Genomic DNA, 15,202 nt, shown 5'->3' with positions numbered 1-15,202 from the left:
CAGGAAGGGTTTCGAAGGGGTCACGGTGGTCATTCTGTCTACACACCGGCTCCCCCTTAAGACGATTCACCGCCCGGGAAAGTCAGCAGAGAATGCCCCGCTCGCGTCATTTAACGGCGGTTTTCGCGATGAGCCGAGCGTAATTTGGCGTCTGCCGTAGGGGGCTACATCGGTAAATATCGCGGAATCATAACGGGAGGATACCCGACATAGCCCTGATGCGCCGGAAAAGAACCAGACGCCGGAGCAACGTATCCGAAGTCTGTAAAAAAGTGCATTCCGCTGATGTCACCACGCAGCAAAACAGGGAGGCGCGCCGCTAACAGCGCAGCCTACATCCCTAGCGTTTAATTTTTAGCATGGGTATATTGATTACAGAATCATTGTGACTCATCACCTCGCCATATGGCAATGTCACTATCTGGGTAAACATATTTTTCAACGCGATATCATGCGTCGCAAAAAATACAATGGCGTGCGCATAGCAACTCTTGATCTCCTCAAGAAAGGTGATAGCATCAGCGGATGATAAAAAAGATGTCGACTCATCTAAGAAGATAACCTCTGGTTTTTTAAACAATGCCATGCACAGCAAGACCTTCTGCCTTTCACCGTTGGACAAGTTAAGCTCATCCACATATTTCTCATCTATATTTTCTCGAGAAAGCGTGAGTTTCTTACAGCACAACGATAAGATGTCGATGATATCCTGATCGTTAACAATGCCATAGACCATAAAGTTTTCACGCAACGTTCCCTTGATAAAGCGGCTATTTGTCGAGTGATAGGATATACAGTTATTAATATAGTCCGCGGACACATTCTTTATATCGACATTATTTAATTTAATCGTACCAGAGTAATCATTAAATGAGTTCGACAATGCTTTTATTAATGATGACTTACCTGTCCCTGAGGCCCCGGTGATACCAATGATATCGCCCGGCACCGCACTTAAAGACAACCCGTTAACCAGAGCGCTATCAAGAAATGGAATGGTTAGATGACTAACGGAAAAGTTTTCTATGTGAGAGATGGCGATACCATTATGGGAAATACATTGATCTCGATCCTTTAATAACTCCCCCAAACTACTCTTGATATGAAAGGCATGGAGTTTAGATAAATACATCTTATTGATACCACCAACTAACGCACCAGATAGGCGAGAATTGATTATCATGATAGCAATAATAGATGCGGTAGTTAGCGCACCATTGACCACTGCAAAATAAGAGCAAATGAACATAACCACCATGGAGACAAACGAATTGGACTTTATCAACTCAGCCCAGTGGTGATTATCAATATTCATCTCCATCTTGGTATATTCATCTTTAGTGGTCTTATCCATTAACAACTTCTCACAGAAATTTCCGCGTAAAAACTTCAGCTCTTTCCTTTTCTCTTCCAAAGAAATCAATGTGGACATTTTTTCATAGCTAGAGGTGTTCGTTTGCAACGTTTTCTTATATGCAGAAAAACGCACGTAAACACATAAAAAAGTCAATATGATATAGTAAATAAAAAGCGGAAAGGCATATATGCTCATCATGGAAAACAGGCAAACAAGAAACAAAAGAGCCAAAGAAAAATCAACGGGAATCAATGGATATGACTCCCATAGGGCGGTGGCAGATGAGTCTATTGTTCTAATTTTTACCGCTGCATTACGACAGTTAGATAGCTTCAACAAATATAAATAGAACGCATTGCATGTGATGTTGTTTGTTTTAACTTGCTGGGCCGTTTTCGCATACACAATACTTTTAAGCAACAACTCCAGTATGACAAAAAGGATGAACACTCCCGTCACAAAAAATATCGAATTGTATGAATCACTGTAAATCAATCGTGTGTTAAACAAGTTGGAGTACAGCGGGGTGATTAATGCAAAAAATATCAACCCCAATGAAAAATAACTAGCTCTCGGTGTCATTTTTTTTATGGCAGAGAAAGCATCATTATCATCTATTTTTTTTAGCTCTTTCGATAAAAAGAACACTCTCTTGTTGATTAAGTCATCGTTTGCAATGGTGATGGATGATGTTAAGTTAATTAGCCTATTACTCTCCCTCTGCAAAATAATATAGTTGGACTCGCCCCACTCGACCACAAATGTTTTTGGCAGTGACATGTTATTCTGATATGAGACAGAGGTAACAGTGAACTCAAAAAAATAATTAACAATATACTCATTAATATTAATGATAACATCCTGCATTTCGGTGCTTTTATTTTTCGTATTAAAGCGCTCACCTTCGATGAAACAATATTTACGCATGATATCAAAAAAATTATTTTTCATCGCTCAACTCTTCCACAACACAATTATTTTTACTGAGCGGTTTATAAATAGGCTGCTCAACTATTATAGTTTTATCTTTTAATGCCACCTTAAGCACAAGATAATTATATGTAAGGTATTTCCTTGCCATTTCCATATTCAAGTTATAACCGTAGGTACAATACAACTTCACCGATGAATCTTTGTCCGCTAATGGCAAGATATCTTTAGCTGATATTGAATAGCCTTGCTCTGCGCCAATTATAGCGACAGACTGTTCCGGATTGTCATATATTAAGTTCGCTACATTAATTTCATTTTCATTCTCTAAAAGAATGGCAATAGTATTAGCTAGCAATATTGACATTAACAATATCATTATCGCGACTGCAGATGATAAAGCAGAAACAAATCCCAACATAATCAATATCACCAAACATTAAAGGTTATGTTATCACCGACCAATGCCGTCATATAATTCAGCAGAGTTATCTTTTTGCTTAATGCATAAACATTAACCTGAACGCCTTCAAGCTCAGGAGGAACCACGGCCTTATCATCAGGTTTAATCTCTACTTTATAATAGCGCTCACCGCCTCTCGCCTCATCATCAGAAAAAGAATCGGCGCTAATTTTAGCAATGTGACCATTTATATTATTTTTATACCCTGGTGAGTTTATAACAATCTTCACCGAGGCATCTGCATATATAAACGGCCTGTATTTTGATAAAATTTTTGCATCAATCACCTTATTTTCATTATTTTTCTTGATCGTCATTACAGGCTGTGAATTTTCAACATAGGATCCTTTATCAAAATTCCGCTCAATACTCAGAACGACGCCATTAATCGGTGATACAACGCTATTTGCTATGATTTTACTTCTTAACAACTCAAGGCGGCCAATATTTTCAAGGCGCTCTCTACGCAGCACCTGAAGCTGATCAGAATTATTATTTAGCTGCTCAAGAACGCTGCTGCGAAACCTGTTGCTGGCCGCCTTCATATCATTCTGCAATGAGAGCAAGCTAATGTCTCCAGATGTTATCTGAGAGATAATCTGACTAACTTCCGATTGATTATTTATAATCTCGATCTCAGGAGCCTTTGCCGATCTCAACAGGCCTCCCTTCCTCTTCAGAAGAAGAACTCGATGATTAAGATCATCCTTTTCCTCCAACATTTTTTGCTCGCGAAGTTTTAGATTATCCTCTTCATTCTTAAGGGAAAAATATTCATTAAGCAACTTAAACGCACTTAACTCCTGTACTGGAATAGAGGTATTCTGGGATGAAAATCCTTTCTCTTTAGAGACATTGCCATCTAATATCATCTTGAGTAATCGCTGATCCTCTTCTAGATTATGGATGCGCGTATCAGCAAACAAGACTAATTCATTCAGGGTCTTCTCTTGATGAAACACCTCAAGATTGGTATAAGAAAATAAAATATCTCCTTGTTTAACTAAAGACCCCGTTTTGAGATCGAACTTATTAATAAACCCTGAGTCAGGACTCACGATAACAAGCTTATCAGCGGCGCCAGTAATAACACCGGTGCCAGGCGTTACAATGTCTATTTTGGCAATGCAGATATAAAAAACAAGCACCAGCATTACACCCAATAAAATCATAAGCTTACGAGAAATTATGCTATCACTCATTTTTATAGGCTTAATAGATTTCCAGTAACCTGCAATAAAGATATTTTATTGATCGTCTCACTAATCTTCATATCCGTAATCCTTCGTTCTAACGAAAAATAATCATACTGGGTATTAAGCATTTCATAATATGAAGATTGTGATATGTTATACTCTTGCTTTTGATTGGCAATAATAATACTTGTCGTATTAAGCTGATCCTCCATTCCTTTTATTTCTTTTTGATTGGAGTTTGACGTCAGCTGCAGTGTCCTGATCTTCGCCATCGACTCTTTATATTTAAAGTCCATGCGTCTTTTCAGCACTTCATATGATTTCATGCCCGTCTGCTTAGCCACTTTCCGATCAAGATCAAACACATTTACCGATACTTGGATACCAGCATAAGAATCATTATCAACGCGCCGCCGGTTATTATAACGCTCTTCAGCAACCAAACTAAGCTGCATTAAATTATCTTGCTGCTGAGCGTTAAACTTTGCCGATTCAGCTTGTTCACCAATAAGCTGATAATCAAGATTGTTATATATTTTCTTTTCATCCGCCTTATAGCTATTAATTTTATTCAGAATAGTGTCTGGCAAATAAACTCCCTGCGCGGGGTATTGAATCCCCGTAGACAGCTCTATGTTTGCCTTCAGCAGTTCAATCTCTTTGTTAATGCCCTCCGACTCTGTTTTTATTCTCTGAATAAGCAACTTGGCTTGCTCTACGTCGCTGGCCTTGGCAATGCCTGAAAGATACCGCCCCTCTATTTGGTTATATAAACTAATCGCCTCTCTCTCTAGCTTTTGTGCCTTGAGATCTAAATCACTATAATATTTAATGCCAACAAGATTCTCCATTGTTGACTTGTATAAATTCTCTTTTTCTTTTAACAATCCAAGCTCGGCGCTGCGGATCCGGCTATCCTTCTCTTTAAAGCGTTCAGGAAGCGATGAGCTATAAATAAGTGAATTCACCATCACCTTAGAGTCAAATATCTCCCCGCGCGAGTTATCTGTTTTATACTTACTTTCTGCCGAAACCTTGGGTGAATAATAAAAATTAGTTTGTTTAGAGCGCAGCAACTCAGACTCTAGCTCTAATATTTTAATATGAATCATATCAGACTGGTCATAGACGCTATTAATAAAATCAACGTAATTCTCAGTCGCCTGCTTTGCCTGAGCAAATGGGCTCGCAATAATAGCGCATAGGATAATAGCTAGAGATTTAATTTTCATTTGCAATTACCTTCAATACATCTTTTAACTTATTTTTAAATCTTCCCTGTTCATTAATATAGTTGGCTTGAGAGTCGATAATGTTTTTAAGTTGTTCATGATTTGCATGACTCATTTTCTGAACAAATTCAAAATGTTCCTTAAACAGGTTTGTCTGAGTTGCTTGGGCAGCAAGCATTTCATTGATACTCTTAGCATTACTTATCCCTGAATCACAAACATTCTCAAAATGCTCTTTAAACATAATCCGCTGAACATTCATTTGTATGTTAAATTCACTCAGGCGCTCAATGCAGCGTTCAAGTTTATTACCGGTAGAAATGCCATTACCTTCAATACCCGATAAGATCTCTAACATATGACTCGATTTTTCGATATTCTCTTCACCAACTTTTTTTATCGAATGGCCAATGGTTTGTAGGCCTTCTTCAATTTTTCCCAGATGCATCACCATATCCGCACTATTTTTAGCTAACATCTCAGTCAGTTGCGTATTTTCTGGGATAGCGATTAATTTATTGGCAATATTGACATTCACAGACTCAATAACTGATATTCGTTTCAATAGCTCCTGCAACTCTAGAGAGCGCTCTCTCTCCGGTTTACTGTCATCTTCCTTTTCCGACTTATAATAGAAAGCCCAAAAGCTCAAGCTAATCAACAGCAAGACTGAAATAGATACGCCCACGATAGAGGTAAGAAAGGCATAAGACATCGCGCCTAACGCTGTTGATATCGATGAAATCATCGCATTCATTTTTGTCGCGAGGTTACCATCGCCCCCCAGTGAACTGGAGATCGCCAATATCATATCGGTAAGTCCTATAAATGTACCAATAAGACCTAATGAGACAGCGATTGACGCGGCAAGCTTTGTCTGTGTTGCCAATAACAAATAATATTTTTTACTTTTTATCCTAAAAATCAGATGACAGAGAAAAATAGCCAGTGGATAAATAAACAATACGGCGCACGCATAAGAAATCTGTGGTGCCAGAAGGAGAGCCTGATTGACCATGTTTTTTACAGCAGGAAAAGCCACATAGCTCAGACCAGATAAGATATAAAACAACAAACCTAACCAATACATTTAATTAGCACTCCAATAGATACACGCCAAGCTATTCCCACACAAGGAAACGTCGCCCTGCTTAAATTTAACCTCGATATCCTTAGGCAATTCCAACTTCGCATATAATTTCAGAAGATTATATGTATTCTTCTCAGAATGACTTGAAATTTTATCAGATATAGCTCCGTAAAATGTTATCACACTATACTTTTGAGAGAGGAAGTCATCGCGAATATCTAAAACATCGGTGTCAGAAAGAGAGAGAGCTCCGCTGTAGAAAATAGTCTTTTTACTAAAGTCCACGGTGGAGTCACGGAAACTCAGATTATTACTACGGGATGCAGTAATTACATCAGTAGCAGATATAATAAAGACAACACAGACTAAAATAAGTGCACATAGCGCGCCACTCAATCCATCCACCATCGGTGCTAAATCGTCATCAACGCTACTGTCTTCCATCACCAAATCCAAACAATGAAAATAATCTATGGACATAAAATAACAATAAAATAAAAACAGGGTGAGTATAATAGGCTTGGCTAACAATACTATTGGCTCATTGTTGGTTGGTGCAATTCATTTAATTGTTGATAGGCTGTAGAATTATTCCCCTTTAGATAAATATGACTCAGTTTATCTCCATAACATATTGAAAACACACTGACACTGGGAGCGTTGTCCATGACAACAGATAGCAAGAGTGCGACATTAAACAATAACCCTACTGCAAATAATCATATCGATAATGTTAAAGCATTTACAGTAAGTGGCTTTGATTTAGTCATCACCTTTGCCGACGGCCGTGTTTCAACGGTAAAGGATGGGCTGACTGATTTAGTGCTTGGAAATATCAAGCTGAGTGATACTACAGGGAGTGAGATCACCCAAAGTCAGGTTATTTCATCCATCAATACCATACAGCTAGGGTTAGATACCGTATACCTTGCTGATAAAATTGAAGATAAAGACAAAAGCACCGAGAGTGAAACCCCTGCACAATTCTCAGAACTTCCCGGTGTAGATGAACCCGCGATAGAAAAAATTCAGCAGGAGAACCTGCAAAAGAAGATCAGTGAATATGACGAGCTTCTCAAAAAACAAGAGGATGCGTTACGCGAAATAGTCAAAGAAAAGGATAAGGTAGAACAGCAAAAGGAAATCATTGATAAAAAGGTGAAATCAACGCTGTCTACAAATTTAAAGCCGCATGAGATGGATGTCCAGGAAGCACCGCCGAAACCGCCTATCCCGCCGGCGCCGCTTTCGTCCTCCTCCTCTTCTGCATCAGAGAACGCATCGGGTAAACAAAATGACGTAGAGGCCAAACCTGCGCTATCCGATCTTCCGCTCTTCATCTCTGGCGCACTCGATGAAAAGTCTGACTCGGGCAAAATCGGTGATGGGCTGACCAATTTAACTACGCCGACCTTCATCGGTAATGCTACGCCGGGCGCAACGGCAACGCTGACGATTAATGGGACCCCCTATCCACTGACGGTTGATAGTGAAGGGAAATGGGCACTACAAATTCAACCGGGGCTTCCCGACGGGGCCTATGATGTGACGCTCAATATCGTCGATGGCAATGGCAAGACCGCCACCACGACGATAAAAATTACCATCGATAGTCAAATTGATGAATTGACCGCCATGTTAGATCCTGATAGCGATAGCGGGGTAGCCAATGACGCAATCACCAATAATTCCAAGCCAATCCTTTTAGGCACAGCGGAGCCCGGCGCAATCATTAAGGTTGTCATCGGCAGCCTCACGCTGACGACCATTACCGACGCCGAGGGAAACTGGTCTGTTTCACCGTCGAGCAACCTGCCTGACGGTAGCTATGACTATATCGTTACAGCCACCGATGAGGCCGGCAATAGCACCACCACACAGAATACATTAACGATCGATACTACGGCCCCAGGCATCGTATTTTCCCTTTCAGCGGCGACGGACTCCGGCATTGCCGGTGATTTTACGACCAATATAACTCAGCCGGTGCTGACCGGATCGACGGAGCCCGGCGCGACGATTATCGTGCGCTTGTGGGGGAACGCCTATGAGATCATCGCCGATCCACAGGGAAACTGGGAGTTAACCATTAACCCGGCACTGGGTGATGGAAATCATGAATTTACTGTTCAGATTACCGATATTGCAGGTAACGTATCCAGTCAAAGCGGAAACCTGACCATTGATACACAAGCGCCGACGATAACGGCATCTCTCTCATCAGACAGCGATTCCGGCAGCAGCCAGACAGATAATATAACCAATAACGCCCATCCGGTATTAACTGGATACACTAAGCCTCTGGCCGTGATCACCATTACCTTTGCCGGTGAGCACTATTCCGTTAAGGCCGATGAAAATGGACACTGGTCCTGGGCCATCCCCGAAAACCTATCATTGGCCGATGGCACGCACCCCTATCAACTGACGGTCTCCGATACGGCCGGAAATAAACTCTCCACGCCTTATCAGGGCGAGTTTACGCTAGACACCAGTCCGCCAGAGCCGCCAGAGCCGCCAACGGCAACCCTGAGCGATGAGAGTAACTCAGGCAGCCTCGATGACATGATAACCAATGTGGCCACCCCAACATTGGTCGGCCAGTCCGAACCCTTGGCGATTATCCACGTAACCATCGATGGGAAGACATATCAGACGCAGGCCAATGAAACGGGAGAATGGCATTTACTCCTAGATACCCTCAGCGATGGCACCCACACCATCACCGTTTCCGCAGAAGATCAGGCCGGTAATATCAGCAAACCGTCGGGAGAAATGACGTTAGTCATTGATACCCGCACGCCTGAGGTCACGGTGACGCTCGCCGAGGGCGATGATAGCGGCAGCAGCCAGAGTGACGGAATTACCGCCGTCAATCAGCCAACGTTTCATGGCAGCGCTACGCCGAATACCACGCTGCTCTTCACCATCAATAATCACGCATACCGTATTGAGGTCGGGGCCGATGGCCAGTGGCGTTTACCGATCGATGAACCCTTGGCGGATGATAGCTATCACTACACCATAACCGTTGAAAATGCCGCCGGAAGCACGACCACGATCGACGGTACCCTCGTCATTGATACCACACCGCCGCCGGCTGACGCCGGTCTGGATGAGGCATCTGACAGCGGTCGAGACCCGCAGGACGGCATTACCAATGTGGTCAAGCCGACATTGACGGGACATAGCGAACCCGGCGCCCGAGTTGAAATCACCTTTAACGATACTCTCTATAGCCAAACTAGCGACGCTGATGGGATGTGGAGTATCAGCCTGAAGGATTCGCTGAGCGACGGTACCTATACCTACACGGTAAAAACGACGGATAGTGCAGGCAATACCTCGACTGCCGAACATCATTTTACTATCGATACGCTGTCACACGTCGATGCACGGCTTGATTTCACCAGCGCGATCCCCGGGGATAATGACAGTACCACAGACCAAATAAGGCCGAAGCTAAGCGGGAAAGCCGAACCCGGTAGCCTGGTCACCGTGGAGTTCAATGGTCACAGCTATAGTGCCTCCGTTGATGAGCTGGGTAACTGGCAGCTGACGCTGCCGAGCGATGCCGTACCGGGCACCAATAGCTACACGGTAACCGCGGAGGATCTCGCCGGGAATATATCGACCGTGACAGGCCAGTTTACCTATATTCCCTCCGGCAACCAGCCCCCTAAGGTTTCAGCCCAACTGGATCCCGATAGCGACAGCGGGATCCAGGGCGATAGCATCACCAATGTCAAAAAACCCACAATCGTGGGTCAGGCAACGCCCGGCGTTACGATATTACTCACCATTGCCGGCAACAGCTATACGACGATTGCGGCGGCCGATGGCTCATGGTCTATCGATATTTCACAGCCGTTAAACGAAGGCCACAATGGATATACGGTCGTCGCCACCGATCCCAACAGTGGATTATCATCCACTATCAATAACAATATCTTTATTGACTCACTCGCGCCCGGTGCCACGGTTGTATTAACCGATGCAAGCGACAGTTATATTAAAGGGGATATGATCACCTCGGATAGACGTCCCCAGTTTACCGGTAAAACCGAGCCGGGAGCCACCGTCTCCCTCATCATTGATGGTGTGACCTTCACGACGACGGCCGATCAAAACGGCAACTGGCTTTTAGGCCCTTCACATACGCTCCCTAACGGCACGCTAGGCTACACCGTGATCATGACGGATATCGCGGGGAATCAAAACACCACCCAGGGAAACATCACCATTGATAGCTCCACGCCGCGGATGAACAACGCCGCCCTGAACGAGATCGATGATACCGGGGTACAGGATAGATACTGGACGAATCTGCTTACGCCAACGATTAAAGGCTGGGCCGAACCGGGTGTAAAACTCACCATCAGTATCAATGGAAATATATACGATATTACGGATATCTCGAGTGATGGCACCTGGCGATTCCAGCTACCGCATGGCATCGCCCTGGATAATGGTCTAGAGCAGGAGATTAAATATTGGGTCACCGCGACCGATAGCGCCGGCAACAGCGCCGGCACCGTCGATGCCATTTTTATCGCCAAGCGTAAGCTAACCATTACCGATGGACTCTCCGAAGAGACGGACTCGGATACCAAAGGCGATAAGCTGACCTCGGTCACCAACCCCACGCTGCAGGGAACCATCAGCGGTGGTGCCGCCTCGGACAATCTCCACGGCACCATCACGATCGGCGGCAAAACCTATCCATTGACCATTACCGATGGCGGAACCCATTGGTCTTTCTCCCTGCCGGCCGACGCAGCGCTGAGCTTTGGGGTTCACGAGTACACCCTGACATTGGTGGATAAATTCGGCACGGAAACCACCCACACGGCCACCATTACGCGCACCATGCTCTCGGGGAACCTGGATTTCAATGATGATAGCGGTATTGCCGGCGATAATATCACCAACAATACCGCCCCGGCGCTGAGTGGCAAGGCGACGATCGGATCGACGCTGCGCATCGAGTTTGCCGGACGCGAATACGATATCCCGGTGAATGCCAACGGAATATGGACATTCCCGCTCCCCGGCGCCCCGCTGGCAGAGGGGGAGTACACCTACAAGCTGACGGAGAGCGCGGGGCAAAACACCACCACCTTCAACGGCACCTTTACCGTCGACCTCACCCCACCGGAGGTGAGCGGAGGATTATCGACGCAGGATCAGGCCCCGAACGATCCCAGCGCCTCCACCAACCCTAACCCGACGCTGCAGGGGCACGTCGAGCCTCACCGCGAAGTGACCGTGCTCATTGATGGTAAACGCTTTACCACCACCGCGGATGCCAATGGCTTTTGGTCGATCACCCTGGATAGCAACCTGCAGCCGGGACAATCCTATGAGTACACCATTACCTCCACGGATAGCGCGGGGAACACCGGGCAATATACCGGCACCATCAGCAACGGCCATGTCCAGCCGCCGCTCGTCAGCTTCGGTACCCACGAAGATTACTTAGGAGGCGAGAGCGATAAAGTCAACGAGGTGTTCTATAACACGTCCTCCCCCCCCCTTATCGGCCATGGGACGCCAGGCGATACCATTACCCTTTCCGCCCTCACCGAGCATGGCCAGGCCTATACGGCCACCGTTAACGCCGACGGCACATGGAAGATAGACCTGCCGCCGGAGCTCTTTCCCTCCGGCATCCCCGCGCTGGGAGCGACGCACTGGTCGCTGACCGTCACTGATAGCTATGGTATTCAAAACACCTATGTTATCAATATGATCCCCGATGTCACGCCGCCGTCCTTAACCGGCGAACTGGATCCCCTGAGCGACAGTGGGATCGCGGGCGATGGGATTACCAACGTAGACCGCCCCACGTTAAAAGGCACCACGGAACCCGGCTTGAAAGTCACCATCACGCTAGCGGGTCAATCCTATACCGTGAACGCCGATGACTCAGGGCAATGGCAGTTTACGGTTCCACGCGCCCTCGCCGATGGTACCTACGATTACCAGATCACCACCGTCGATAAAGCGGGCAACAGTGCAACGATATCGGGCAGTGTAACGATAGACAGCGCCAGCCTCGTCTTAAATGGTGGGTTGGATAGTCAGGCCGATCCCAATGTGGTTGATGGATGGACCAATAATCATCATCAGACGCTCAAGGGCATCACCGAGCCTGGCGCCGTCATCGCGATCGTCCTGAATGGCATTTCCTATACGCCGGTCGTGTCGGCCACGGGGGAATGGACGCTGGACTTACCGGATCTGCCGAATGGCCACTATGCCTATACCATTACCGCCACCAATACGGCAGGCACCACCGCCGCGATCAATGGACAGTTCACCATCGACGATCTTCCGCCGACGACCACGGTACGGCTCAGTGCGGCGTCAGACAGCGGCGTATCCGGTGACGCGATCACCAATGTAGACAAACCCACCTTTATCGGACAGACCAAGCCTGGTGCCACCGTCACCCTGCACATCGACGGTCACGACTATACGACGGTCGCCGATCATGCCGGAAACTGGCAAATCACCGTAACCACCCCGCTGGGCGAGGGAGAGCACGACTACAGGGTATCGGTCACGGATCGGTCAGAGAACAGCAGTACCCCCGTCGAGGGGGCGCTCACAATAAAAACCGAGGCGTTGATCGGCCAAGTGACCGGGGGGCTGGATCGAGACAGTGACTCAGGCACTCTGGAGGACAGCATCACCAACAACGCCACCCCCAATTTCTCGGGCTCCGCGCCCGCCGGGGTCACCGTTATTGTCACCATCGATGGGAAAACCTACCGTACCGTTGCCGATCAGAGCGGCCACTGGAAGCTTGCCGTGACGACGCCCCTGAGTGAAGGCGACCATCCCTACCAGATCGTGATTAAAGATGTCGCCGGTAATCAGTCCGCGCCGCTTACCGGCAGTCTCACCCTGGACCGTGCCTGTCATCTGCAGGTACAAGGATTAGCCAGCGAGAGCGACAGTGGCACGGTGGGGGATGGCATCACCAACACCACCACGCCAACGCTGATCGGACTGAGCGACGCCCATGCGACGATTACGCTGACCATCGCCGGCAATCTGTATACGACGACGGCCGACGCCAGCGGCCAATGGCGCATTCCCCTTACCCATCCCCTGGGCGAGGGGAACCACGACTACCACGTGGTCGCCACCGATAGCGCCGGCAACACCAGCTCGTCCACCGCGCAGGTGACCATTGATACCCAGGCACCATCGGCGCCGGGCGGAGGATTGGCCAGCGAGAGCGACAGTGGCACGGTGGGAGATGGTATCACCAACAACACCACGCCAACGCTGATCGGGCTTAGCAGCGCCCATGCGACGATTACGCTGACCATCGCCGGCAATCTGTATACGACGACGGCCGACGCCAGTGGCCAATGGCGCATTCCCCTTACCCGTCCTCTGGACGAGGGGAGCCACGACTACCACGTGGTCGCTACCGATAACGCCGGCAACACCAGCTCGTCCACCGCGCAGGTGACCATTGATACCCAGGCACCATCGGCGCCGGGCGGAGGATTGTCATCAACGTCGGATAGCGGCACCGTTGGCGACAATATTACAACGGTCACCACGCCGATGTTTAATGGAACCACCGAGCCGAATGCCACGATCGCGCTGACGCTCAATAATCAGACCTATCGCTTCTCTGCCGCGGATGATGGAACCTGGCGCTTTACCCTGCCCGAGAGCGCGGCGCTGAGCGATGGCACCTACCACTATACGCTGCAGGCCAGCGATAAGGCGGGGAATGTATCCGCGCAGACCCAGGGCAGCATCACCATTGACACCCAGGCACCGGCGGCGCCTGACGGCGGCGCATTGGTGGATCCGGACGGTGACAATATCATCGCGGTGGCCACGCCGGTATTTAATGGAACCACGGAGCCGAATGCCATGATCATGCTGACGCTCAACCAGAAGACCTATCTGATCCCGTCAGACAACCGCGGCGCATGGTATTTTACGCTGCCCGAGAGCGCGTCGCTGAGCGACGGCACCTACCACTACACGCTGCAGGCCAGCGATGTCGCGGGGAATACCTCCGCGCTTACCACCCACACTCTCACCATTGATACCCGTCCCCCTGAGCCTCTGCAGGGAGCGCTGGTGCCCGACGCCGACGGCGGAGCGCTTAGCGAGGGTATCACCCAGCAGAATACGCCGACGTTTTCCGGGAGCGCGGAAGCCCATGCTGAAATATCCCTGTCCATTGACCATAAAGAGTATGTCACGACGGCAGATGATGCCGGGAAGTGGCAACTGACGGTCGATCATCCCCTTACCGATGCCACCTATGACTATACGATTACGGCTAAAGATGCGGCAGGTAACGCAAGTCAGCTGCACCATCAGTTAACCGTCGATACCTTTCCCCCCACGCAGCCCAATGCGCACGCTGAGGCCAACACCCTCGATGACTCGGTGACCCTAAAAGGTACCGTGGACGCTCAGGAGAGCGTACAGATCACGGTGACGCTGAATGGCCATGACTATCAGGCCAGCATCGACGGTGAAAACTGGCAGGTCGCTCTGCCATCGCAGGAGGTCAAACCGGGCGAGAATCCTTACACCATCACCGCGACCGACGCGGCGGGCAATACGGCGACCGCCAGCGGCACCTTCACCCAGGCAAGCACCAGCGACACGCCGCCGCATACCGATTATCAGGCGCAGGATATGGCGGCGCTGAGCGCAATTGTGACGGATCACATTAACGTTGAGGCGGAGCATTATGAGCTATAGAACCGCCGTCACGCCCCGGGCGCAAGCGGCGTAAACGCCGCCTGCGTGTGACGGACAGAGCGTTTGATGTGGGTATATCGACCTCCCCATGCCAAGCGCTCGGTCTCTCATCTCATCGCCCTCGGCGACGGGCCTTAAGGCCAGGGGGCGCCAACATGGCAAAAAAAATCCGGGCCTGTA

Annotated in this window: 7 protein-coding genes; 1 reads left to right on the top strand and 6 read right to left on the bottom strand. The window is 48.0% G+C overall.

The genetic code is table 11. From position 1 onward, the window contains the following. Nucleotides 1-340: 340 nt before the first annotated feature. From L1P05_RS01595 to L1P05_RS01570, 6 genes are read right to left on the bottom strand one after another with little or no spacing between them, the layout of a single operon-like run. Nucleotides 341-2,308: an ATP-binding cassette domain-containing protein gene (locus tag L1P05_RS01595; protein WP_012847198.1), complete on the bottom strand. Its 1,968-nt coding sequence runs from the start codon at nucleotides 2,306-2,308 to the stop codon at nucleotides 341-343. After that, a complete protein-coding gene (locus L1P05_RS01590) occupies nucleotides 2,298-2,708 on the bottom strand; it encodes a hypothetical protein (RefSeq protein WP_226079118.1) in 411 nt (136 codons plus the stop codon). The genes L1P05_RS01595 and L1P05_RS01590 overlap by 11 nt, the downstream gene beginning before the upstream one ends. A gap of 8 nt (nucleotides 2,709-2,716) precedes the next feature. Beyond that, entirely contained in the window at nucleotides 2,717-3,952 is a 1,236-nt protein-coding gene (locus L1P05_RS01585) for an HlyD family secretion protein (protein WP_014524164.1), read from the bottom strand. Nucleotides 3,953-3,954: 2 nt separating this feature from the next. Further along, entirely contained in the window at nucleotides 3,955-5,178 is a 1,224-nt protein-coding gene (locus L1P05_RS01580) for a TolC family protein (RefSeq protein WP_012847194.1), read from the bottom strand. Further along, entirely contained in the window at nucleotides 5,168-6,268 is a 1,101-nt protein-coding gene (locus tag L1P05_RS01575) for a hypothetical protein (protein ID WP_012847193.1), read from the bottom strand. The genes L1P05_RS01580 and L1P05_RS01575 overlap by 11 nt, the downstream gene beginning before the upstream one ends. Further along, a complete protein-coding gene (locus tag L1P05_RS01570) occupies nucleotides 6,269-6,712 on the bottom strand; it encodes a hypothetical protein (RefSeq protein WP_034168126.1) in 444 nt (147 codons plus the stop codon). Between the two features lie 222 nt (nucleotides 6,713-6,934). Between L1P05_RS01570 and L1P05_RS01565 the strand changes: the two genes are divergently transcribed. Then, nucleotides 6,935-15,022 carry an Ig-like domain-containing protein gene (locus L1P05_RS01565; protein ID WP_012847191.1) on the top strand — a complete coding sequence of 2,696 codons (8,088 nt, stop codon included), beginning with the start codon at nucleotides 6,935-6,937 and terminating at the stop codon, nucleotides 15,020-15,022. Nucleotides 15,023-15,202: the final 180 nt, after the last annotated feature.

The sequence above is a fragment of the Edwardsiella piscicida genome, assembly GCF_021733145.1.
GTDB lineage: Bacteria > Pseudomonadota > Gammaproteobacteria > Enterobacterales > Enterobacteriaceae > Edwardsiella > Edwardsiella piscicida.
This window is presented reverse-complemented; position numbering and strand designations above follow the sequence as displayed.